The 22821-nt window shown below is 63.1% G+C and carries 24 protein-coding genes and 1 pseudogene; 11 read left to right on the top strand and 14 right to left on the bottom strand.

The features are described 5' to 3' along the window. The first annotated feature begins 45 nt into the window (after window positions 1-45). The 3 genes from pcsA (at window position 46) to LMTR21_RS21050 (ending at window position 2563) form a co-directional block, all read left to right on the top strand. On the top strand, window positions 46-780 hold the full coding sequence (gene pcsA / locus LMTR21_RS21060; protein WP_141688550.1) for a phosphatidylcholine synthase: 735 nt from the start codon (window positions 46-48) through the stop codon (window positions 778-780). Next, window positions 777-1511, top strand: coding sequence for a TerC family protein (locus tag LMTR21_RS21055; protein WP_065755522.1), 735 nt, complete (start codon window positions 777-779; stop codon window positions 1509-1511). Before pcsA ends, LMTR21_RS21055 begins: the two co-directional genes overlap by 4 nt. A 77-nt stretch (window positions 1512-1588) precedes the next feature. Continuing rightward, entirely contained in the window at window positions 1589-2563 is a 975-nt protein-coding gene (locus LMTR21_RS21050; RefSeq protein WP_065755523.1) for a quinone oxidoreductase family protein, read from the top strand. Between the two features lie 132 nt (window positions 2564-2695). On the opposite strand, the gene LMTR21_RS21045 is transcribed toward LMTR21_RS21050, so the two are convergent. From LMTR21_RS21045 to rimO, 3 genes are all read right to left on the bottom strand, one after another. Then, the gene (locus LMTR21_RS21045; protein ID WP_065755524.1) at window positions 2696-3892 is read right to left on the bottom strand and encodes an acetylornithine transaminase; all 1197 of its coding nucleotides are present in this window, start codon (window positions 3890-3892) and stop codon (window positions 2696-2698) included. 266 nt (window positions 3893-4158) lie between these two features. Next, window positions 4159-4566 (bottom strand): PaaI family thioesterase, encoded by a 408-nt coding sequence (locus tag LMTR21_RS21040; protein ID WP_246173944.1) that lies wholly within the window; start codon window positions 4564-4566, stop codon window positions 4159-4161. A gap of 40 nt (window positions 4567-4606) precedes the next feature. Then, a complete protein-coding gene (gene rimO / locus LMTR21_RS21035) occupies window positions 4607-5932 on the bottom strand; it encodes a 30S ribosomal protein S12 methylthiotransferase RimO (protein ID WP_065755526.1) in 1326 nt (441 codons plus the stop codon). Between the two features lie 131 nt (window positions 5933-6063). Here rimO and LMTR21_RS21030 point away from each other — a divergent pair, with 131 nt between their 5' ends. The 3 genes from LMTR21_RS21030 (at window position 6064) to LMTR21_RS21020 (ending at window position 8214) form a co-directional block, all read left to right on the top strand. Further along, complete coding sequence (locus LMTR21_RS21030; RefSeq protein ID WP_028346026.1) at window positions 6064-6654, top strand: ANTAR domain-containing response regulator; 591 nt, start codon at window positions 6064-6066, stop codon at window positions 6652-6654. Beyond that, a complete protein-coding gene (locus tag LMTR21_RS21025) occupies window positions 6651-7817 on the top strand; it encodes a CmpA/NrtA family ABC transporter substrate-binding protein (protein ID WP_065755527.1) in 1167 nt (388 codons plus the stop codon). The genes LMTR21_RS21030 and LMTR21_RS21025 overlap by 4 nt, the downstream gene beginning before the upstream one ends. Window positions 7818-8061: 244 nt before the next feature. Next, window positions 8062-8214 (top strand): hypothetical protein, encoded by a 153-nt coding sequence (locus tag LMTR21_RS21020; protein WP_176721835.1) that lies wholly within the window; start codon window positions 8062-8064, stop codon window positions 8212-8214. Window positions 8215-8309: 95 nt separating this feature from the next. Here LMTR21_RS21020 and LMTR21_RS21015 read toward each other — a convergent pair whose 3' ends face one another. From LMTR21_RS21015 to pxpB, 3 genes are read right to left on the bottom strand one after another with little or no spacing between them, the layout of a single operon-like run. After that, entirely contained in the window at window positions 8310-9083 is a 774-nt protein-coding gene (locus LMTR21_RS21015) for a LamB/YcsF family protein (protein WP_065755529.1), read from the bottom strand. Between the two features lie 34 nt (window positions 9084-9117). Beyond that, window positions 9118-10173 (bottom strand): 5-oxoprolinase subunit C family protein, encoded by a 1056-nt coding sequence (locus tag LMTR21_RS21010; RefSeq protein ID WP_065755530.1) that lies wholly within the window; start codon window positions 10171-10173, stop codon window positions 9118-9120. Further along, a complete protein-coding gene (gene pxpB / locus LMTR21_RS21005) occupies window positions 10170-10901 on the bottom strand; it encodes a 5-oxoprolinase subunit PxpB (RefSeq protein ID WP_065755531.1) in 732 nt (243 codons plus the stop codon). The genes LMTR21_RS21010 and pxpB overlap by 4 nt, the downstream gene beginning before the upstream one ends. A 231-nt stretch (window positions 10902-11132) precedes the next feature. Here pxpB and LMTR21_RS21000 point away from each other — a divergent pair, with 231 nt between their 5' ends. The 4 genes from LMTR21_RS21000 (at window position 11133) to LMTR21_RS20985 (ending at window position 14142) form a co-directional block, all read left to right on the top strand. Next, a complete protein-coding gene (locus LMTR21_RS21000) occupies window positions 11133-11831 on the top strand; it encodes a ribonuclease activity regulator RraA (RefSeq protein ID WP_065755532.1) in 699 nt (232 codons plus the stop codon). A 23-nt stretch (window positions 11832-11854) separates the two neighbouring features. Next, on the top strand, window positions 11855-12259 hold the full coding sequence (locus tag LMTR21_RS20995; protein ID WP_065755533.1) for a (R)-mandelonitrile lyase: 405 nt from the start codon (window positions 11855-11857) through the stop codon (window positions 12257-12259). 124 nt (window positions 12260-12383) lie between these two features. After that, window positions 12384-12731: a DUF6788 family protein gene (locus LMTR21_RS20990; protein ID WP_065756982.1), complete on the top strand. Its 348-nt coding sequence runs from the start codon at window positions 12384-12386 to the stop codon at window positions 12729-12731. A gap of 1 nt (window position 12732) precedes the next feature. Then, window positions 12733-14142: an ISNCY family transposase gene (locus LMTR21_RS20985; RefSeq protein WP_065756981.1), complete on the top strand. Its 1410-nt coding sequence runs from the start codon at window positions 12733-12735 to the stop codon at window positions 14140-14142. Between the two features lie 196 nt (window positions 14143-14338). On the opposite strand, the gene LMTR21_RS20980 is transcribed toward LMTR21_RS20985, so the two are convergent. The 3 genes and pseudogenes from LMTR21_RS20980 to LMTR21_RS20970 form a co-directional block, all read right to left on the bottom strand. Next, a complete protein-coding gene (locus tag LMTR21_RS20980) occupies window positions 14339-14692 on the bottom strand; it encodes a hypothetical protein (RefSeq protein WP_065756969.1) in 354 nt (117 codons plus the stop codon). Between the two features lie 142 nt (window positions 14693-14834). Continuing rightward, window positions 14835-15671 (bottom strand): DUF2147 domain-containing protein, encoded by an 837-nt coding sequence (locus LMTR21_RS20975; protein WP_065756968.1) that lies wholly within the window; start codon window positions 15669-15671, stop codon window positions 14835-14837. A 186-nt stretch (window positions 15672-15857) separates the two neighbouring features. After that, window positions 15858-16611 (bottom strand): annotated as a pseudogene (locus tag LMTR21_RS20970) (transporter substrate-binding domain-containing protein). Between the two features lie 125 nt (window positions 16612-16736). On the opposite strand from LMTR21_RS20970, the gene LMTR21_RS20965 reads away from it, so the two are divergent. Further along, complete coding sequence (locus LMTR21_RS20965; RefSeq protein ID WP_065756970.1) at window positions 16737-17249, top strand: DUF1993 domain-containing protein; 513 nt, start codon at window positions 16737-16739, stop codon at window positions 17247-17249. Between the two features lie 125 nt (window positions 17250-17374). On the opposite strand, the gene LMTR21_RS20960 is transcribed toward LMTR21_RS20965, so the two are convergent. The 5 genes from LMTR21_RS20960 to LMTR21_RS20940 form a co-directional block, all read right to left on the bottom strand. Continuing rightward, a complete protein-coding gene (locus tag LMTR21_RS20960) occupies window positions 17375-18520 on the bottom strand; it encodes an IS4 family transposase (RefSeq protein WP_148635931.1) in 1146 nt (381 codons plus the stop codon). A 141-nt stretch (window positions 18521-18661) separates the two neighbouring features. Continuing rightward, window positions 18662-19087 (bottom strand): hypothetical protein, encoded by a 426-nt coding sequence (locus LMTR21_RS20955; protein ID WP_065756097.1) that lies wholly within the window; start codon window positions 19085-19087, stop codon window positions 18662-18664. A 118-nt stretch (window positions 19088-19205) separates the two neighbouring features. Then, window positions 19206-20630: an amidase gene (locus LMTR21_RS20950; RefSeq protein WP_065756098.1), complete on the bottom strand. Its 1425-nt coding sequence runs from the start codon at window positions 20628-20630 to the stop codon at window positions 19206-19208. Between the two features lie 68 nt (window positions 20631-20698). Continuing rightward, window positions 20699-21688: a hydroxyacid dehydrogenase gene (locus LMTR21_RS20945; RefSeq protein ID WP_065756099.1), complete on the bottom strand. Its 990-nt coding sequence runs from the start codon at window positions 21686-21688 to the stop codon at window positions 20699-20701. A gap of 30 nt (window positions 21689-21718) precedes the next feature. After that, window positions 21719-22819 (bottom strand): ABC transporter ATP-binding protein, encoded by a 1101-nt coding sequence (locus LMTR21_RS20940; protein ID WP_065756100.1) that lies wholly within the window; start codon window positions 22817-22819, stop codon window positions 21719-21721. Between the last annotated feature and the right edge of the window lie 2 nt (window positions 22820-22821).

Here is a 22821-nt window from a genome sequence, read left to right as displayed (position 1 = left end):
GCCGATATGCAAATCGGAGCGATTCCTGATAGCACTGCCGGAGCAATGGACCAGACCAGCGAGCCAGATTCCACTCCTGCAACCAGCCGAATGCGGACCGCCGCATTCGCCGTGCACATCTTCACCGCGCTGGGCGCGGGCATCGCGTTGCTTGCGATGCTGGAGGCCGTGCGCGAGCATTGGGCGAGCATGTTCGGCTGGCTCGGCGTCGCCCTGATCATCGATGCCATCGACGGCCCGCTGGCGCGAAAACTGGACGTCGAGCGGTTGCAACCGAACTGGTCAGGCGAGGTGCTCGATCTCGTCGTCGATTTCGTGACCTACGTCTTCGTTCCGGCCTATGCGATTACGGCGAGCGGCCTGCTGCTGCCGCTGGCGGCACCAATTCTCGGCATCGGCATTATGGTGTCGGGCGCGCTCTATTTCGCCGACCGGCGCATGAAAGCCTCCGACAATCACTTTCGCGGCTTCCCAGCGCTGTGGAACGCCGCGGCGTTTTATTTGTTCTTGCTGCACCTGCCGAAGGAACTCGCCACACTCGGAATCGCAATCCTGATCGCGCTCACATTCGCCCCATTTCATGTGCTGCACCCGTTCAGGGTAGTGCGTCTGCGCTGGCTGACCCTGTGGCTGATGGCAACCGGGGCCGTGCTTGCGATCTACACGCTCATCTGCGATTTCAACGTAGGTGCTCCCATCGTCGCCGGGCTTTGCGCCATCGCGGCCTATGTTGTGGGAAGCGACGCAGTGATCCGGAAAATAAAGTCGTTCAGAGCATGATGGAGTTATTGACGAGCCCGGAAGCCTGGGCAGCGCTGGTGACCTTGACGGCACTGGAAATCGTGCTCGGCATCGACAACGTCATCTTCATTTCGGTGATCGTATCGCGCATCCCGCCCGCGCAAGCCAAGCGCGCGCGCCAGATCGGCCTCCTGCTGGCGCTGGTGTTTCGCATCATACTGCTCAGCCTGTTGGTGTGGCTGATCGGCCTGACGGAGCCTGTCGTGACGGTGAAGAGCGTCGATCTGTCCTGGCGGGATATCATTCTGATTGCCGGCGGTGCTTTCCTGATCGCGAAGGCAACGCATGAAATCCATGCCGAGGTCGAGGCTAGCCACGGCGAGCCGGATACCAAGCCGCGGGCCAGTGTATTCTTGATGGCGATCATGCAGATCATCATCATCGATATCGTGTTCTCGCTGGACTCGATCATCACGGCGATCGGCATGGCGCAGGATATCGAAATCATGGTTGCAGCGGTGGTGATCGCCTGCGCCGTCATGTACATTTCCTCTGGCCCGGTAGCGAAGTTCGTGGCCGATCACCCGACGACCAAGATGCTGGCATTGGCCTTCCTGGTGCTGATCGGCGTGGCGCTGGTGGCGGACGGATTCAAATTCCATATTCCGCGCGGCTACATCTATTTCGCCATGTTGTTCGCAGCCGCGGTCGAATTGTTCAACGTGCTCGCCCGGCGCAACCGCAAGAAGGCCGCCAGGAGCCGGGGGTGAGTTGACATCCGGCCGGCGATGGCTTTCGTTTCGCCTTCAGGTTGGGCGTTTCAGGGACTACCGAGGGAGAGGCTGTCATGACCAAGGCTGTGCGGGTGCACAAGGTAGGGGGTCCGGAAGCCCTGGTATATGAAGACGTGGACGTGGCGGCGCCTGCAGCGGGCGAGGTCCGCATCCGCCAGCACGCCGTCGGCCTCAACTTCATCGACGTCTATTTCCGCACCGGCCTCTACAAGGCGCCCGGCCTGCCGTTCATCGCCGGCAACGAAGCCGCGGGCGAAGTCGTGGCCGTCGGGCCCGGCGTTACCAATTTTCACCCCGGCGATCGCGTCGCCTATTATTTCACGCTTGGCGGCTACGCCTCGGAGCGGGTGATCCCGGCGGACAAGCTGGTCAAGCTGCCCGACCACATTACCTACGAGCAGGGCGCGGTGCTGATGCTCAAGGGCCTGACGGTCTGGTACCTCCTGCACAAGACCTTCAAGGTCGAGCCGGGCCATCGCGTGCTGATCCACGCCGCGGCGGGCGGTATCGGCCTGCTTGCCTGCCAGTGGGCGAGGGCGCTCGGCGCGCATGTGATCGGCACCGTCGGCTCCAAGGCCAAGGCCGATCTCGCACTCGCCAATGGCTGCGATCACGTCATCCTCTACAACGAGGAAGATTTTGTCGCGCGTGTCAAACAGATCAGCCGCAACGAGCTGTGCGACGTCGTCTATGACGGCGTCGGCAAGACCACCTTCCCGGGGTCGCTGTCGTGCCTGCGGCCACGCGGACTGTTCGTCAGCTTCGGCAACGCCTCCGGCCCGGTGCCGCCGTTCCCACTTGCCGAGCTCAACAATCACGGCTCGCTGTTTGCGACGCGGCCGAAACTCAATGACTATGTCAGCACCCGCAAGGAGCTGCTCGAAGGCGCCGACACGCTGTTTGCCGCCGTCATCAACGGCAAGCTGCACGTGCCGATCAACCATGCCTATGCGTTGAAGGATGCAGCCAAGGCACATATCGAACTGGAGAGCCGGGCGACGACGGGTGCGGCGATCTTGAGGCCGTAATTTTTATGCGGGATCGCTCCTCAGATTCGTCATGCCCGGCCTTGTGCCGGGCATCCACGTCTTTTGCAGCAGCGGAAAGAAAGACGTGGATGGCCGGGACGAGCCCGGCCATGACGAAATCCGACAGATGAATTACGCCACCCGACGTGCTGCACCCGCCTTCACCAGGACCGCGTCGAGGCAATCGATCATCAGCGATATCTCCTCGCGCGTGACGTTGAGCGCCGGCATGAAGCGCAGTGCATCGGGCTGCGGCGAGTTGATGAGCACACCGTCTGCGAACGCTTCGGCCACGATCGACGCGCCGATCGGTAGTTTGAGATCGAGCGCCAGCAGCAGGCCGCGGCCGCGTACCTCGCCAAGCCCATGCCGGGCGGACAATTTCTGCAGTTCGCTTTCGAGAAACAATCCGGCATCCGTCACGGACTTCAGGAATTCCGGTTTTGCCACGTGCTCGAGCACCGCAAGGCCGGCGGCGCACATCAGCGGGTTGCCGTTGAAGGTGCCGCCCTGGTCGCCATGCTCGAAACAGGACGCATAGTCGGTCGCCAACAAGGCGGCCAGCGGCACGCCGCCGCCGATACCCTTGCCGAGCGTCATGATGTCGGGCTCGATGCCGGCATGCTCATAGTGGAATAGCTTGCCGGTCCGGCCCATGCCCGTCTGGATCTCGTCGACGATCAGTAGCAGCCCGCGTTCCTTTGTCAGTGCCCGCAACTCCCTGAGGAATTGATCGGTCGCAGGCCATACGCCGGCTTCGCCCTGGATCGGCTCCAGCATCACGGCGACCGTCTTGTTCGAGATCAGCCGCTTGACGGAATCGAGGTCGTTGAGCTGCGCCTTGGGGAAGCCGGTAACCTTCGGCTCGAACAGCGGCTCAAAGGCCTTCTTGCCCGAGGCCGACATGGTTGCGAGCGTGCGGCCATGAAATCCGCCGACAAAGCTGATGATTTCATACGCGCCGTTCTTGTAGAGCGATCCGAATTTCCGGGCCAGCTTGATCGCGCCTTCATTGGCTTCGGCCCCGGAGTTGGCAAAGAATACCTGATCGAAGCAGCTATTGGCGACCAGCGCCTTGGCCAACTTGAGGCTGGGTTCGTTGTAGAAAGCAGGACTTGGCGTCAGCAGCCGGTTGGCCTGTGCGGCAAGCGCTTCCGCAACGGCGGGTGGCGAATGGCCGAGCGCGTTGACGGCCCAGCCCTGCACGAAGTCGAGATAACGCTTGCGGGCGTCGTCCCAGAGATAGGAGCCCGCACCGCGGACGAACACCACCGGTGGGCGAGCGGTAATTTCCATCAGTGCGTCGAACGGATGGGTGGCGTCAGTCATGTCGATCTCCTCTGGGTGGTGCTGGGGTGAAAGGTGGGCCGCAACGCAAGAAGGCCGCACTTTTGAGGGTGCGGCCTTCTCGAAAACGTGGCTGAAACTAGCTGATCAGCGTTGTCGTCGGACACGGCGCAACCCATCGTCGCTGGAGCGACGACGCAGGCAGGCGCGGCGGTTGGTCCGGTTCAGTTTCATGGCGACGGCCCATACAGCCAGTTGGCGGTGGATGTCAAGGGTGTACGAAATTGTCCGTCCGCCCAAGTTGAAATCTAAGACCGGCTCTTGCGCTCGCGAACGCGCAGTTCGGCCCTGGCCGTAGCGACTATCTGGCCTTCGCTGTCAGTGAGTTCAGCCATCACTTCGGCCGAGCGCTCATCCTGGTGAACAAGACGCGCGGTCGCAATCATCGCTCCCAATGCAGCCGGCTTCAGGAAGCTCGTATCCAGGCGGGTCGTCACGGCCGTCAGATGCGATGGTAACCTGGCCATGACCGCGTTGCCCGTTGCGGAGTCGAGCATCGCTGACAACATGCCGCCCTGTACGGTGCCGTGGCGATTGGCGAATTCCCTTTTCGCCGTAAATCGAAGTTTCACTTCACCAGAATGTGGATCTACAGAGACGATCTCGCGACCAAGAAGCTGGGCGGCTGGCGGCATTTCCTTTAAGTGATCTGACATCTTGTTGCCCCATGCAGCACCACGGCATGATCCGCTTTGATCAGAATCCCGCGACGCTGCCGTGCAGGTCGTACTGATCGGAGCGCTCGATCTTCGCAGTGACGATCTCGCCGACTTTCAGCGGGCGGCGGCTGGAGAGATAGACCGCGCCGTCGATCTGCGGCGCGTCGGCCTTTGAACGGCCTTTCGCGACCGTCGGCCCGACTTCATCGACGATGACCTGCTGTCTCGTGCCGACCTTGCGCTTGAGGCGGCGGGCGGAGATTTTCTGCTGCCGGGCCATCAGCGCGTTCCAGCGCTCCTGCTTGACCTCGTCGGGCACCGCATTGCCGATCGCGTTGGACGCGGCGCCGGCGACCGGCTCGTACTTGAAGCAGCCGAGACGATCGATCTCGGCTTCCTCCAGCCAGTCGAGCAGGTAGGCAAAGTCGGAATCGGTTTCGCCGGGGAAACCGACGATGAAGGTCGAGCGCAGCGTGAGGTCAGGACATTCCTCGCGCCACTTCTTGATCCGCGCCAGCGTCTTTTCCTGCGCGGCGGGACGCTTCATCGCTTTGAGGACGTCCGGGCTTGCATGCTGAAAGGGTATATCGAGATAGGGCAGGATCTTGCCCTCGGTCATCAGGCCGATGACTTCGTCCACATGCGGGTAGGGGTAGACATATTGCAGCCGAACCCAGGCGCCGAGATCGCCGAGTTCCTTGGCGAGATCGAAGAATTTGGCGCGAACCTGGCGGTCCTTCCACGGGCTTTCGGCATACTTCACGTCGACGCCATAGGCCGACGTGTCCTGCGAGATGACGAGCAATTCCTTGACGCCGGCATTGACCAGTCGCTCGGCTTCGCGAAGCACGTCATCGGCCGGGCGCGACACCAGGTCACCGCGCAGCTTTGGAATGATGCAGAAGCTGCAGCGGTTGTTGCAGCCTTCGGAAATCTTCAAATAGGCGTAGTGCCGCGGCGTCAGCTTGACGCCCTGTGGCGGCACCAGGTCGAGATGCGGATTATGCACCGGCGGTAGCGCCCGGTGAACGGCCTCCAGCACGCTCTCATATTGCTGCGGGCCCGTGATCGACAGCACGCCGGGGTAGGCGGCCTCGATCTGCTCGGGTTCGGCGCCCATGCAGCCGGTGACGATGACCTTGCCGTTCTCGGCCATGGCCTCGCCGATGGCGCCGAGCGACTCCTGCTTGGCGCTGTCGAGGAAGCCGCAGGTGTTGACGATCACGATGTCGGCGCCGTCATGCTTGCGCGCCAGCTCATAACCTTCGGCGCGCAGCCGGGTGATAATGCGCTCGGAATCCACCAGCGCCTTGGGGCACCCAAGCGAAACAAAGCTGACTTTGGGCGCAGCGGCCTGTTGCATATCTAATTCTGCCTGATTGATGAGCACGAACTAGTCCCAATTGCTCACAATTACAAGGCTTTGCGGGGATTTCTGACGTGCTATGGAAGCCTCGCTAGGTTAAGAAGCCTTGCCGGGTTAAGAATTGACCGATGAGCGCTGAGTCTTCGCCGAAAATCGTGATTGTCGACGAAAGCCCGATCCGGGCCGCGATCCTGGAAGAGGGGTTGCGGGAGGCGGGCTTTACCGGCGTCGTGCATATCAGCGAAATGCAGAGCCTTTTGGCGCGGATCTATGCGCTGGACCCCGACGTCATCCTGATCGATCTCGAAAATCCCAGCCGCGACGTGCTGGAACAGATGTTCCAGGTCAGCCGCGCGGTACGGCGCCCGATCGCCATGTTCGTCGACCAGAGCGATGCGGCCTCGATCCAAGCCTCCGTCGACGCCGGCGTCTCCGCCTATATCGTGGACGGCCTGAAAAAGGAGCGGATCAAGCCGATCCTCGACCTCTGCATCTCCCGCTTCAACGCCTTCTCCAAGCTGCAGGACGAACTCGACCGCACCAAGTCAGCACTCGAGGAGCGCAAGGTGATCGACCGCGCCAAGGGAATCCTGATGAAGGTGAAGGGCCTCACCGAAGAGGAGGCCTATGTGCTGATGCGCTCCACCGCAATGCGCGAGAAAAAGAAGATCGGCGAGATCGCGCAGTCGATCCTGACCGCATCGGAGCTGTTGAAATGAAAACACCGCTGCATATCGGCTTCATTCCGCTGGTCGATGCGGCCGCGCTGATCATCGCCGTCGACAAGGGTTTTACCGCCGCCGAAGGGCTCGAGGTTACCCTGGTGCGGGAAGTGTCGTGGTCCAATGTCCGCGACAAGCTCAATATCGGCATGCTCGACGCGGCGCATCTGCTGGCGCCGGTGGCGATCGCCTCGAGCCTCGGGCTTGGCCACGTCAAGGTGCCGATCGTGGCGCCGTTCAATCTGGGCATCAACGGCAATGCGATCACCGTGTCGCCGGCGCTGCATGCCGCGATCATGGGCGAGATCGACGGCGACGCCCTCGATCCCATGGTGACCGCGCTGGCGCTCGCCCGCGTCGTGGCCGCCCGGCGCAAAAGCGGCGCGGAACCGCTGACGTTCGGCATGACGTTCCCGTTCTCCACCCACAATTACCAGCTCCGGTTCTGGATGGCGGCAGGCGGGGTCGATCCCGATGAGGACGTGCGCCTCGTCGTGCTGCCGCCACCCTACATGGTCGACAGCCTCGCCAACGGCCATGTCGATGCGTTCTGCGTCGGCGCGCCCTGGAACTCGGTCGCAGTCGATCTCGGCGTTGGCCACATCCTGCACTTCGTCTCCGACATCCTGGTGCGTGCGGCAGAAAAGGTTCTCGCGGTCAGGGAAAAGTGGGCGGAAAAGAATCCCGAGGTGCTGGCCGCCCTGATCCGGGCGGCTGCCCACGCCGCCGAATACATCGAGGACGCCGGAAACCGCGCCGAGGCCGCCCATGTGCTGGCGCGGCCTGACCGGCTCGGCGTCGGCGCCGAGGTGATCCAGCGCACCCTCGACGGCCGGCTGAAGGTCTCACCCGATGGCCAGCGGCGCGAGAGCGGCCGCTATCTGCTGGTCGGGCGCGAGGGGGCAGGCCGGCCCGACCCGGCCCAGGCCGCCTGGCTTTATGCGCAAATGGTGCGCTGGGGGCAGGCGGCGATGCAGCCGGATGCGCTCCGAACCGCCATGGGGGTGTTCAGGCCGGATCTCTACGATGCCGCCATGAGGCACCAGGGTAAGGTCCCAGCCGCCTCGGAAGCCATCGGCGCCTTTGCTGGACCCGCTTTCGATCCTGCGGACATCGCCGGTCACCTGGCTGCCTTCGGGATCGGGCGCTGGAAGCCTTGAGTTCGGTCGGTTGAGGTTCGGCGAACGGAAGAAGCAAAGACCGGTTCCAGCAGGACGTTTACCAATCCGGGTTCCAATCGGCTCAAGTCGGCCCGAATAAAATTCTCGCTCTGGTCGGGAGAGGGGGAATTTTCCCCTCGAAATGGAGGGCGCCGGAGCGCCCGTATCGCTATTTCGGCGGGCACCTTGCATCGGAGCGCGATCGATATTCCATATGCATTCCATGCTGCGTTGGAGATCGACCATGCGCGAACTATCGGCGGAAGCCCGCCTGCACCTTTACGCGCGCTCGGTGTCCCGCCGTTCCGGCACCGGCTTTCACACCGCCGCGCTCTACAGCGCGTTCGCGCTCATTGCCGCCATCGTGTTCGGCACGCTGTCGGTGCATCCGTTCTGAGATTTGTAGGGTGGGCAAAGGCGCGTTTGCGCCGTGCCCACCGTCTGACTATCCGCGAGAATGGTGGGCACGCTTCGCTTTGCCCACCCTACGTTTCAGGAAACGGCCGTCTTGAACGGCGCGACCGCAATCCCAGCATCCTTCAACGCCTGACGTACGCCGCGCGCGATATCGACCGCGCCGGGCGTATCGCCGTGAATGCACACCGTGTCGGTGCGCATCTTGATCACCTTGCCGGTGACTGAGACCACCGCGCCATCCTGCACCATCCGCACCACGCGGTCGGCGATCGCTTTTGCATCGTGCAGTACGGCGCCCGGCTTCTTGCGTGACACCAGCGAGCCATTGTCTTCATAGGCGCGGTCGGCAAAGACCTCGTGCACCATCGGCAGGTTGGCGGCTTCGCCGGCCTGCACCAGCTTGGAATTGGCGAGCACAACAAAGATCAAATTCGGATCGACGGCCTTGATGCCGTTGGCGATGGCTTTTGCGGTCATGTCGTCCTCACAGGCGACGTTGGAGAGTGCGCCATGCGCCTTGACGTGGGTGACCTTGTAACCGGCCGCGGTCGCAATCGCCTGCAGCGCGCCGATCTGGTAGGCGATCAGGTTCTCGATCTCGGACGATTTCAAGCCCGGAATCGGCCGCCGGCCGAAGCCGTGCAGGTCGCGATATCCAGGGTGTGCGCCGACGCTGACGCCGCGCGCTTTCGCCAGCTCGACCGTGTGGCGCATGATGTCGGCATCGCCGGCATGAAAGCCGCAGGCGACATTCACCGACGTTGCCAGCTCGATCATCGCGGCGTCATTGCCCATTTCCCACGCGCCAAAACCTTCGCCGAGATCGCAATTGAGGTCGATGGTTGTCATGATGTCCGTCCGCTTCTTGTGAGTGGATTGATGGTCAGTCCGGGCCTGCTATTTCGGCCATCGATACTGCGTGCCAGGTTCCGGCATCGACCGCATTGACGGCGTGGCCCGCGACATTGGCATCGTGCAGCGCGTCGATGTTGAGATCAACGCTTTCGATCGCTCGCAGCCGTTCGGGCAGGGTGCGTAACAGCTCCGCAAATTTGCGCGCCTCGGCCTGCGCTTCCGCCATGCTGACGGCCCGAAAACGAAAGCCGCGCCCGGCAGGGATCTGCGCCAACCGTCCGAAGTCGGCCGAAATCACGGTCGCGATCTTCGGATAGCCGCCGCTGGTGCCGCGGTCGCGCATGAGCACGATCGGCTGGCCGTTGCCGGGCACCTGCAGGCTGCCGTTGACGGTGCCGTCGGAGACGATGTTGTGGCCGTGGAGATGCTTGAGTTGGGGGCCTTCGAGCCGGTAGCCCATGCGGTCGCTGGTCGCGGATATCTTCCATTCGCTATCGAGGAACAGCTTCTTGGTCTCGTCGGCGAATTCGTCGTCCTGCGGTCCAAAGACCACGCGGATCGGCGCCTCGGGCGCTGCGGGCAACTCGATCCGCCGCTCCGGCGCGCCGCTTGCGGCCTTCGTCTGCAGTTCGTCGCCGGCCTGCAGCGGGCGCGGATAGGGGCTGCCGAGGCCGGCGCGGGCGTTGACGGCGAGGCTGCCGAACATCGGCTCGCCGGCAATGCCGCCTTCGATCGCGAGATAGCTGAACGAGCCGCCGCGGGCAAAGCCGAGCGTCAGCGTTTCGCCGTCGGCAAGCGTTGCGGAAGTATCCGGCGCCACGGCGCGGCCGGCGATATCGGCATTGCGCGGGGCTCCCGCCAGTGCGACGCGCACGGCGCCGCCGCGCGCGGTAAGTTTTGCGCCGAACGGACCGACTTCGACGGCTGCCGCGAATGGTTCGTTGCCAACCAGCGTATTCGCGGCGGCCAGCGCCAGCCGATCCATCGCGCCGCTCGGCACCAGGCCATAGCGCTGGGCGCCGGGACGTCCGCCGTCCTGTACCGAACTTGCCGGGCCGATCGAGGTAATGACGAGCTTGCTCATGAGGCGATCTGCTCGGCAATGAATTCGCCGGCTTCGGCGGCGCGATCCTGCTCCGCGAACGTTTTGGCATCGACGGGCGTAAACGTAACGTTGTCGCCCGGCTCCAGCAGGAAGGTCGGATCGCGATGGAGCTGGTAGGTGCGGACGGCCGTCTGTCCCAGCAGGTGCCAGCCGCTCGGGCCGGCGAGACATTGCACGCCGGTCTGCACCCCGCCGATCGAGATGGTGCCGGCCGGCGTCAGCAGACGCGGGTTCTTCCGGCGCGGCATGTGCAGGCTATCGGCGAGCCCGCTGAGATAGGACCAGCCGGGCGTAAAGCCGATCATGGCGACCCGGTAATCGCCGGCGACATGCCGCGCCACGATTTCGTCCGGCGTGGTGTTGAGCGTTTTGGCGACGTCCTCGAGGTCGATGCCGTGCTCGCCGCCATAGACCACCGGAATGCGCCAGCGCCGGGTCTTTGTCGACGCCGGCACCGGCCGTTGCACGAAGCCGAGGATTTTTTCGCCAAGCGTGTCGAAATCAATTTGCACCGGATCGTAATGGACCAGCAGCGAACGATAGGTAGGCACCGTCTCGGTGATACCCGGGATCGGTTCGGCCGCGAGTTCGCGGTCGAGCGCCAGCACCCGCCGGTTGGCGGCATCGTCGATGTTGCGGCTGAATTCCACCGTGATGGCGCTGTCGCCACTCGGCAAGAGACGGGGCGGGGGTAGCGTTGGGGCCATGGCCTCTAAACTTGTCTCGCAGCGCTGGTGCTGACCGCTCAACCTGTAGCGTGTTTTGGGCGCGAGTGGAATTCGCTTCGCGGAAAATCCGCCAGTAAGTTCAATAAATTAATCTGCACTCCGACGATAAGATGTTGTGATGGCGCGGCCTTACGACAGCCCTTGACGCGATGTCCGCGCTTCGCAAGATGCGCTGGTTCTCACCCACCTCTTGCGGAGCCTGCATTCCAGATGTCCCTGTCCCCCGAAGCCATCGCAACCCTGTCCGGCGTGTCCACCGCCACCATCACCACCGTGCTGCTCAAGAAGGGCCTGCGAAACGTCTGGATGCGCGGCACCAAGCCGCTGCGGCCGGGACAGCCGCGGCTGGTCGGGCCGGCCTTTACGCTGCGCTTCGTGCCCGCGCGCGAGGATCTCGCCACACCGGAATCCTGGTCGTCGCCGATTTCGACCCGCACCGCGATCGAAGCGATGCCGCAGGGCTGCATCGCCGTGGTCGACGCCATGGGCGTCGCCGATGCCGGCATCTTCGGCGACATTCTCTGCGCGCGCATGGTCAAGCGCGGCGTTGCGGCACTGATCACCGACGGCGTGGTCCGTGACGTCGAAGGCGTACTCGGCACCAACCTTCCGGTCTGGTGCGACGGCTTTGCGGCGCCGCCTTCCGTGGCGGGGCTGACGTTTGTCGGCTGGGGCGAGCCGATCGGCTGCGGCGGGGTCGCGGTATTTCCGAACGACATCGTTGTTGCCGACCAGGATGGCGCCGTGCTGATCCCGCAGGCGCTGCTCGACCATGTGCTGGCCGAAGGACCGGAGCAGGAGCGGATGGAAGCCTGGATCGTCAACGAGGTGAACAACGGCGCGGCCTTGCCCGGCCTCTATCCGATGAACGCCGAGACCAAGGCGCGCTACGCGGCGACGAAGAAGTAAGCTCGAAGAAGGGAGATCACTTCATGGATATTCATCTCGCGGGCAGCCGGCCGACCCGGCGGGGACCTGCTGAATATTTTACCGGAACGGTGCTGCAGGATCCGATCAACATGGCGCCTGCGCCCGCGCGTCTGAACTGCTCGCGCGTCGCCTTCGAGCCCGGTGCACGCACCGCCTGGCACACCCATCCGCTTGGTCAGACGCTCTACGTCATCTCCGGCGTCGGCCGGGTGCAGGCCAAGGGCGGCCCCATCAGAGAGATCCGTCCCGGCGATGTCGTCTGGATTCCGCCGAATGAGAAGCACTGGCATGGAGCGGCGCCGCAAAACAGCATGACTCACATCGCGATGCAGGAGGCGCTCGACGGCGTCTATTCCAACTGGATGGAGCATGTCACCGACGAGGAATACAACGCCGCGGTTGGCTAGCTACTTTCCGGCGCAAAAATCGCTCGGCTTGGGGCGTGCCCAGAGTCGTGTAGCGGAGCGAAAACTGCAAGGTCGCACGGATTGGCCGTTGACGGGAGGCGGCGGCACTGATTCATTCTTATGAATGATTCGTGATCGAGCCCTTCAAACGCGCGAGAAGCTTGTCGGCAAGCTGCCGGTTAGCGGCGAGCTACTGCGCGGTTCGCTGCTGGAGCGCACTGTTCGTCACAAGAGCGGCTGCCCGAAGTGCGCGCGCGGCGAAGGGCATCAGGTGCACGTGCTGACGGTGAGCTATGGGGGCGGCCGCGTGCGCCAGTTCAGCGTGCGCCGTGAACGCGTTGCCGAAGTGCGCCGTTGGCTGGACAACTATCAGAAGCTGAAAGAAGCGATCGAAGCGATCTGCGAGCTCAATCACGACCTGCTGGGCCCTGATGCGGCGATGCCGCGGGGTGGGAGGAAGAAGCGTGATTGAGATGCGCAGAGCGCAACTGAGCTTCGGCGACGGCTTGATCGCGGGAGAAGTGAGCGATCTTCGCGAAGGTTGGATGACGCATGCCGACCGGGTTCTCGCGGATGAACAGATTGTAGGCGCGGTCTACGAGGCGCTGGCGAGACGGCATCCCAAGAGCCGCAGTCGTGGCCGGCTGGGCGCGCCGGCCGAAGTGGTGTTGCGATTGTTGATCCTCAAGCACGTTCGCAACTGGAGCTATCAGGTGCTGGAGCGCGAAGTGCGCGCCAATCTGGTATATCGCGACTTCTCCCGGGTGGGCGGCGGCAAGACGCCGGACGCGAAGACGATGGGGCGTTGGGGATTGGCTGTGGATCCGGAGACAATCAAGCAGATCCACGACCGGATTGTGCAAGTCGCGCAGGAACAAGGGGTGACGCAGGGACGCAGAATGCGCGTGGATACGACGGTGGTGGAGACCAACATCCACTACCCGACCGACAGCACGTTGCTGGGCGACGGGGTCAGAGTGTTGATCCGCACCATGAAGAAGGTCGCCAAGATCGTGGGCACGGCCGGAACCAAACTGCGCGACCGAACGCGAAGCGTAAAACTGCGCCTGCTCGATATCTCGCGAACCGCCCGTGCCAAAGGACCGCTCAATCACGAGAAGCTCAGGCAAGGCTACCGGCGGCTGTTGAACTCGACGAGCCGTGTGGTGGGGCAAGCGAAGCGCTTCTCCCATGAAATCTCCGCAGGCGTGAAGCGGGCCAGGGGCATCTTGAAACGGCTGGCGCTGCAAGGCTTGCGGCAGGAGCTGGAAACGATGATACCGCTGGTGCGGCAGGTGATGCGGCAGACCCGGGAACGCATCTTCCGCGGCAACACGCGGGCAGAGGACAAGCTGTTCAGCGTGTTCGAGCCCTCGACCGAGATCATTCGCAAGGGCAAGGCCGGCAAGCCCAACGAGTTCGGCAAGATGGTCAAGCTGCAGGAGGCCGAAAACCAGATCGTGATCGACTACGAAGTCTATGATCGGCGGCCGAGCGATTCGGACCTGTTGGTTCCGGCCATCGAAATCCACCAAGCCAAGCTCGGCCGCACTCCACGTCTGGTCGCGGCAGACGCCGGGTTCTACTCCGCCAGGAATGAAGCCGCGGCGAAGGCGAGCGGCGTCAAACGCGTCTGCATCCCCAATCGCTCCACCAAGAGCGTCTCGCGCAAGCGCGAGCAGAAGAAGCGGTGGTTCCGCAACGGCCAGAAATGGCGGACCGGATGCGAGGGGCGCATCAGCGTGGCCAAACGGCGGCACGGGCTCGATCGCTGCCGCTACAAAGGCAGCACCGGAATGAAGCGCTGGGTCGGGCTCGGCGTTGTCGCCGACAACCTCATGAGCATCGGCCGCGTGATGGAAGAACGGTCACTAAAAACGTAGTCCACTTCCAGAGCAATCTTGGCATCTCATCGCCCCGCCCCCCGGCGGGGCTTCTCGTTGTCTGCGTGGTTGACCGCGCGCTTCACAACAGCGATTTTTGCGCCGGAAAGTAGCTAGATGAGCATGATTCGGAAAAGTGTGTAGCGGTTTTCCGAAAAGATCATGCTCAAACAATTCGAAGAAACGTCATCACGCTTTAGATCCGCTGCGCGGTCCAGGTGCCGGAGCACAAGGCCGCGCGCCACGTGCCCGATCCCGACGTGCCCGTGAGCACGCCGGAGCCGACCGCGCGCTTCATGCCGCTCGCGAGCGTCACGCGAATGGCGCCGGCTTCCGCCACGCGGCCGGACGCAGTTACAGCCGTGCTGTTCGATGCGACCTGGCCGTTGCTGATTCCGATCGAGACCGACGCACCGCTCACGCAGGCGGCGTTCGATGAGGTGATCTGCACATTCCAGTCGCCGTCGAATGTCGCGGCTGCGGACGGCGTCGCAAGGCCCAGTGCAGCAAGCAGCGAAACGGCGGCGAGGGATTTCCAGGATTTTACCATGTCGTGCCCCTTTGGTTTGGACACGGTCACGGTCTCACAACGGTTCTATGGCGACTGTGATTGCCATCACGCGCTGTGCCGAAATGGAAAAGCCCCGCGCTGCGGCGGGGCTTTTGGTCGTATGGGAGGCTGCGGCTTGCGGTCAGTTGACGCGAGTCCAGGTCTGTCCGCCGCAGAACATGCCGCCGAAGGCGCAGCCCTGAACGCGGAGGCTGTCGGTGCCTTTCAGCGCGATCGTGGAGTCGTACGTGCTGCCGGTGTTCGGATCGAAAATCCGACCACTCCACTTGTCCTTGGCGGGCTTCATGTTGATCAGAACCTGCTCGCCGTTCTGGTTCGACTTCTTGTCGACGGAATAGCCGCAGAGATTCTGGCCGCACTGTTCGATTCGAACCTTGCCTTCCTTCTCCTCCGTCAGCCACACGCCGAGCGGTGAGTTCGAAGACGGCGGCGGCGAAGCTGCCGGAACCGCGGCCTGCTTCTGTTGTGGCGGCGGTGCTGGCGCGGCAACGGGAGCCGGTGCGGGCGGGACTGCCGGAGCGGCGTTCTGTTGCGTCTGAGGAGCGGGCGATGCCGCTGGGGGCGCAGGGGTTTCAGCCGGTGCAACGGCCGCCGTATTGCTCGACGGCGCGGGCGGTGCTGCGGTCTGAGCAGGGGCAGCAGGCGCTGGTGCCGCCGGGACAGCCGCTTGCTCTGCCGGCGCGGGTGCAGCCGGTGCTGGTGCCGTTTCAGGTGCGGCCTGCGGCGTGGTCTTCGCCTGCTGCGGGACCTTCCTGGTCGGACGATCGAGATCGCCTTCCTCGCCGCGCGGGCGTTTGGCCTTCTTGCCGGTATTATCGTAGACGCCGGGAATGGAAACGGTGCCGCGATCAGGGTCGATCGTAATGGTGCGGCCGTTATACTCAAACGAGTACTGCGCCTGCGCGGCGGTGACGGTGCTCGCCAGCAAGAGCACGGCGATAGCGAGGCACTTTTTCATTATGACGACCTCCTGAAGGGGAATCCCACTGATGCTATTAAGCAGTGGCAGCTTCACCCAGCGTGATCCAGATCACTTTCAAACTATAAGTCGTGTACTAGCGGCTTCGGTTCAAATTCGGCCCTGAGCAGATTAGATAGCGCGCAATGGCCGGTCAATTTGCCTGCGAAAACAGGCTTATCTGGGTCAGTCGAACCAGACGGCGTAGATTTTCCTGAAGCTGCCATCCTGGACGGCGATGTGCAGCCACTGATCGACAAAAGGCCTTCAGCGGCATGTCGCGCTGCAGCCAATAGGCCTTCTCGGAAAAGTCGAACGGCTTGTCCGGATGCACCGCGCAGAGCACGCCGGGGTGCCGCTTCTGCTGGTAGCGGGTCTCGGAAGCGTCCGTCATCATCAGGTCGGCGTTGCCCTTGGCGATCTCGTCAAAGATCGTGACATTGTCGTTCCACATCTTGATCTCGACGTTCCTGATGTTCGCCTTGGCGAAGCGCTCATTGGTGCCGCCGGGATTGACGATGACGCGCGTGCCTGATTTGTCGATATCGGCGATGGTCTCATACTTGCCCTGGTCGGCGCAGCGTGCGATCGGCGTCTTGCCCTCGCGCATGATCGGCGCGGAGAACATTCCCTTTTTCTGCCGGTCGAGCGTGATCGAGACGCCGCCCATCGCGATGTCGAAATTGTCGGCCTCGAAATCCTTCATCAGCTGCGGCCAGGCCGTCTGAACGAACTCGACCTTGACGCCGAGCGCCTTGCCCAGCGCTTCCGCCATGTCGACGTCGAAGCCGCTGAATTTCGATGTCGCCTTGTCGAAATAGGTGAACGGCTGATAGTCGCCGGTCATGCCGACCCGCAGCGTGCCGCGCTTGATGATATCGTCGAGGCGGGAATTCGCCGGCTGCTGAGCATGGGCGGCAACGGTCCACAGGACAGCCATTGCAAGACTAACGAACACGCGAAACATCAGGTCTTCTCCGCCGGCAAACTAGATGACACTCTGGAGCGATGGCGCCGACTTAGACCAGATATGCCCGCGGTGTGCCACCCGGAGAAATCGAAATCGTGACCATCTCGCTTCACGAGGCTTCCGTCGGCGTTTTCGTGCCGTATCTCGAAAATCTGTCCAGTCTCCTCGACAGGGCCGCGGCCCATGCCGAAGCCCGAAATATCGATCCCGCCGTTCTTCTGAACATGCGGCTCTCACCCACGATGTACAATTTGAAGCAGCAGGTCGGAGAGGCCAAGCGGCATGCGATCGTTGCCTGCGCGCTGCTGGCGGGCCGCGCCCCGCACACATTTTCAGGCACTGAGCTCGATATTCCAGAGCTGAAGTCGCGGATATCGGCAACGGTCGATTTCGTGCAGGGCTTGCCGCGCGAGGAAATAGAGAACGCCGCCGACAAGGAGGTCGCATTCACCTTCAAGAACGGGACCCAGCGAAACTTCACCGGCAAATCACTGCTGCTGACGTTCAGCGTTCCGCAGTTCTTCTTTCATGTCACGACCGCCTACGACATCCTGCGCCATGCCGGCGTCGATCTGGCCAAGAAAGATTTTCTGGGGCCGCCGAGATAGCTGTTAGAGCAGCACGCCGTCTCAAGAGTTCGTCATGGCCGGGCTTGTCCCGGCCATCCACGTCTTTTCGTGCGGAGGCCAAGACGTGGATGCCCGGGACAAGCCCACGGCTGTCCGGTTTAGTTTTAGCATAGACTTAGGCTCATCTGCCGCTGATCTTGGACGATTGGCGATGGTTCGAGCAGCTTGTCGATCGATCGGCGGTGCATGAGGTTGGCCCGAACCAGCCTGCTGAAGACGGTTGGGCTTGGAACGGCTTTCTGTGCAGCCTGGGCCAGGCGCAGCAGCAGGAAGGCGATGAGCGCGACCGCAATCTGGATGCGTATGGCATTCTCGGATGTGCCGACGAAGCGAGTGATCTTGAGGGTCTGCTTGATCCAGCGGAAGAACAACTCGATGGCCCAGCGTCGACGATAGAGATCAGCGATCTCTTGTGCGCTGGCATCGAGATCATTCGACAAGATACGCAGCATCTTTCCGGTATCGGTCATGATGCGGACCTCGCGTACCGCATCCTGCATTGGATTGCAGCGGCTCTTGGCCTGGCGTGCGGGAAGGAAGCCGATGCGGTCGGAGAGGATGTTGCCGTCCGGGATGACGGGCAGTTCCTCCACCACGTCGAGCGGCGTGTTGGATTTGAAGCGGCTGACGATCCGGCAGCCGGCGGCATCGAGCGCGGCCCACCAGGCATAGTCGTAATAACCGAGATCGAAGACATAAGTGGCGCCCGGCTCGATCGGCATTTGCTGGGCCATGGTGATGTCGTTGACGTTGGCCGGAGTGACCGCGGCATAGATTGGGCGATCCGCGTCGGCGTCGTAAATTACGTGCACTTTGGCACCGCAGACCCCCGCCGAGAACCGCGCCCAGCCGGCGCTGTGTTCGTTCAAGCGCACGCTCGTGGCATCGATCAGGTAGGTCGTCTCGGCAAGCTTGCGACGCAGCCCGCGATGCGCCTGCTTCATCATTATCGCCAACAGTTCGGTGAACACGGCGGCAGGCCGCTGTGCGTTCGCATCCGAGAAGGTCGATCGTTGAACCGGTGCCGCGCCCACATGGTAGAGCCGCACAGCATGGCTCGAAAGTCCTGCCACGATCTCGCGCAAGCTCGCCGCCCCCGAAAGCTGACCATAAAGCAGCGCCACCAACTGGCTCTTGGTCGACAACCGGCGCACCCGCGCATCGGCTCCATGCTCCTCCACAAGCCTGTCGAACCGATGCCATGGAACGTGCTTTAGAAGTCCGTGGAATACGCTATTCTGATGCAGCATGGCTTGATCCTTCTCCGTGTCCCAAAACGTCGCCAAACGCTTGGAGCACAGAAGAATCAACGCCATGCGCCTTGTCTACAAAAATTAAACCGGACAGCCGTGGGACAAGCCCGGGCATGACGGTGGGTGGGACAATTCCCCTTACGCTTCGCCGCTGTCCTGGCGGGCCAGATGGGCGGCAGCGGTACGCCCGGTCATCTCGCTCTTGAACAGCTCGAAGCGGCGGCGTGCGTCGCTTTCGCGATCATCGACCATCCGGATTGCAGCTTCCCGCGACATCGGGCCGGTCACGATCGGGGGCGAGTTCTCTCCGATGGTCTCGTCGACATAGTAGTCGCCGTTCTCAAGGCGGACTGTCCATTTGAAGCGGATCGCCGCCATCGGGCCGGGACCGTGCTTGGCGTAGCCATGCGCCTCGATCGGCGGAGGAGATGTCGGGATGGGCGGCGGGACCGCCGGCCTTTGCTCGGCAGCCACGGCCTTTTCAGGTTCGCGGCGGGCTTCCGGCGCGTCGAGAATGCTGGCGATGGTCGCCAGTGCATTGTCGGTTGGGTCGCCTTGAGTCACGATTCAGCCTCCGGATTGCGCCCGTTTGGCAGAATCGGTGCCCCGATGCCGCCCGGTGCCTTTCCTCGCTAGCGATAAGGCCGGGCTTTGTCCATCCGTGGCGTTTTGGAGGCGACGCTTAGGCGCACACCGGCGGTAATCGGTTCTTCCAGGGACGCGCCTGTTCGAGCTGGCTGGCCAGCCGGAACAGGGTTGCCTCGTCGCCGAACCTGGCCGAAAACATCATGCCGAGCGGCAATCCCGCCTTGTTCCATGCGAGCGGCACCGACATCGCCGGCTGTCCGGACATGTTGAACATCGAGGTCCCCGGCATATAGCGGCGCAGGATCGGGGTGATGTGCGACAGATCGTTCGACATGGTGTTGAGCTCGCCGATGCGCAGCGGCGGCGCGCACAGCGTCGGAGACAGGAAGACATCGCAGCTCTCGAAGAAGGCCGCCAGCGCGCGGGATATCTGGAAGGCGGCGAGCTGGGCGGCGACATAGTCCGTCGCCGTGTTCTTCTTCGCGTTGTGCGCATGCGCCAGCGTCAAGATCTCGAGATCCTTGTCCGTCATCTCCCGACCGAACCGCTGCTCGAGCAACCGCACCGTCAGCGCGGTGTTGGCGCCGACGATCGTGGTTATGGTCGCGGCCGGATCGGCGGGAAGTTTCGGCGCACGTTCCTCGACGTGATGGCCGAGCCCCGCCAGCAGGCTTGCGATCTCGCGCACGGCCGCTGCGATTTCCGGATCGATGGCATCGCCATACGGCGACTTGTCGGTGAAAGAGATGCGGAGCTTGCCGGGGTCGCGGCCGACCTCCTGCGAAAACGGCCGCTCCGGCGGCGGCGCGACATAGGGGCTCGACGGCTCCGGGCCATGGATCGCGTCCATCATGACAGCACTGTCGCGCACGCTGATGCTAACGACATGGCCGCAGGAGAAGCCGCCCCAGCCTTCGCCGCGATCGGGGCCGAGCGGATTGCGCGCCCGGGTCGGCTTCAGGCCGAACACACCAGACGCGGAGGCGGGGATCCGGATCGAGCCGCCACCATCGCTGGCATGCGCGACGGGGAGGATGCGGGCGGCAACCGCCGCCGCCGCACCGCCCGATGAGCCCCCGGAAGAGTGCTCGAGATTCCAGGGGTTGCGGGTCGGCCCAAACAGGCGCGACTCCGTCGTCGGCATCAGGCCGAATTCGGGGCTGGAGCTTTTGCCGAAGATCGACACGCCAGTGGCGAGGAAGCGCTGCGCCAGCGTGCCGCTGTGGTCGGCCACAAACTCCTTCAGAACCGTGGCGCCTGAGGTCGTGCACGTGCCCTCCAGAGGATCGAGGTCTTTCAGCAGGAATGGTACGCCCGTAAATGGGCCATCAGGCAGGCCGCGCGCGATCTGACGCTCGGCATGGTCGTAGTGTTTGACGACGACAGCGTTGATCTGCGGATCGACCTTCGCAGTACGGGCGATAGCCTCGTCGAGCAATTCTTTGGGCGTGACCTGTTTCTTCCGAACCAGGTCAGCGAGGCCGACCGCATCGAAATTGCCGTATTCCTTGAAGGCCATGCACATACCTCGCTTCCCGGCGGGCCGATGGGGGACCGGCCGCGCCTGATGTCATTCACCCCGATGGTTCAGCCGAGCACGTCCTGATTGATCACATTCTGACGCACGGGATCGCCGTCCAGGACACTGAGAATGTTGCGGGCGGTCTGCTCGCTCATCCGGTCGACGGCTTCCACCGTGACGCCTGCGACATGCGGCGCCATGATGACGTTCGGCAAAGCGAGCAACGCCTGACCGGCCGGCGGGGGCTCCTGTTCGAAAACGTCGAGGCCCGCGCCGGCAAGCTTGCCGGACACCAGCGCCGTGTGCAGCGCAGCCTCGTCGACGATTCCGCCGCGCGCCGTGTTGATCAGATAGGCGGACGGCTTTATCAGCTTCAGCCTGTCGGCATTGAACATGCCGACCGTCTCCGGGTTTTTCGGACAGTGGATGGTGACGAAATCAGCGCGCGGCAGCGCGGCGTTGAGGTCGGCGACCGGTTCGCAGCCGGCGGCCTTGATGTCGGCGGCGGACTTGTAGGGATCGAAAACCAGGACGTTCATTTCCATCGCGAGGCAGCGCTTGGCGGTGCGGGTGCCGATGCGGCCAAAACCGACGATCAGAACCGTCTTGCCGAAGAGGTCGAAGGGCAGCATCCCGAGCCTGTCAGCCCATTTGTCGTCCCTGACGAGGGAATGCATTTCCGTCGCGCGCTTGGCGAGCGTCAGCATCATGAATACCGCATGCTCGGCGACGGAGGGCGAATTGGCGGTGCCAGCCACCATCAGTGGGACCTTGCGGCGGCTGAGCGCGGGGACATCGACGGCATCGAAGCCGACGCCGATCCTCGTCACCACCAGCATGTCCTTCGAGGCTTCGAGCTCGGGCTCGCCGAAGCGGGTGCCGCCCAGGGCGACGCCGTGTACAGGCGCATGCTCCTTCAGCTTGGCCTCGAAATCCTTCTGCGCAATCATGTTCGGAAATTCCACGATCTCGATGTCGTCGCGCGCATGAAGCAGCGCTCTTCCCTGCTGCGACATCGATTCCGTGATGAAGATTTTCTTCTTGTTGGTCGCCATTTCCTGCCCTTGGGTGCCGCTGATGCGTCGTCAAAGGACGACGCCGGTCACCTCGTTTAGCAGGTGCATATTGTTGAGGTCCACAGCCAATCGGAGCGGGGCGCCATCCTGCGCGCCGGCATTGGGATTGACCCGGCCGCAGACCTGCGCGCCTTCCAGGGTAAAATAGATCAGCGTCTCCATTCCCATCGGCTCGGTGACGTCGAGCACCGCGTCAAAGGCCTCCACGCCGGGTTCAGGATGCGGCTTCGCCTCCGTGATGTGCTCCGGCCGCAGCCCCAGCAGCAGTTTGTCGGTACGCGGAATGCCCTGATAACGGGCAGCCCGGGCCGGCGGCAGCGGGAAGGCGATGCGGTCGGTCAACCGGACGTGCAACTTGCCGGCGAGATCTTCCAGCCGGCACGGGACGAAGTTCATCGCCGGCGAACCGATGAAGCTGGCGACGAATTTCGTCGCCGGCTTGTGATAGAGCTCGTTCGGCGTGCCGATCTGCTCGATCCGGCCATGGTTCATCACCACCACGCGGTCGGCCAGGGTCATCGCCTCGACCTGGTCGTGGGTCACGTAGACCGTCGTGGTGCGGACCTTTTGGTGCACCTTCTTGATTTCGATCCGCATCTGCACGCGCAGCTTGGCATCGAGGTTGGATAGCGGTTCGTCGAACAGGAACACCTTCGGGTTGCGCACGATGGCGCGGCCCATGGCGACGCGCTGGCGCTGGCCGCCCGACAATTGCTTCGGCTTGCGGTCGACCAGCTCGACGATGTCGAGCATGCGCGCGGCCTCGTCGACGCGGCTCTTGATTTCGGCCTTCGGATAGCGTTTCAGCCGCAGCCCGAACGACATGTTTTCCGCGACCGTCATGTGCGGGTAGAGCGCGTAGTTCTGAAACACCATCGCGATATCGCGATCCTTCGGCGGCACGTCGTTGACGACGTCGCCGCCGATCATGATGTCGCCGTCGGAGATATCTTCCAGGCCGGCGATCATCCGCAGCGTCGTCGACTTGCCGCAACCCGACGGGCCCACCAGCACGACAAACTCATGGTCGGCGATGTCGAGATCGATGCCGCGCACCGCCTCGACTTCGTCATAGCGCTTCACAACCTTACGCAACGTCACGTCAGCCATGA

This window comes from Bradyrhizobium paxllaeri, from assembly GCF_001693515.2.
Lineage (GTDB): Bacteria > Pseudomonadota > Alphaproteobacteria > Rhizobiales > Xanthobacteraceae > Bradyrhizobium > Bradyrhizobium paxllaeri.
This window is presented reverse-complemented; position numbering and strand designations above follow the sequence as displayed.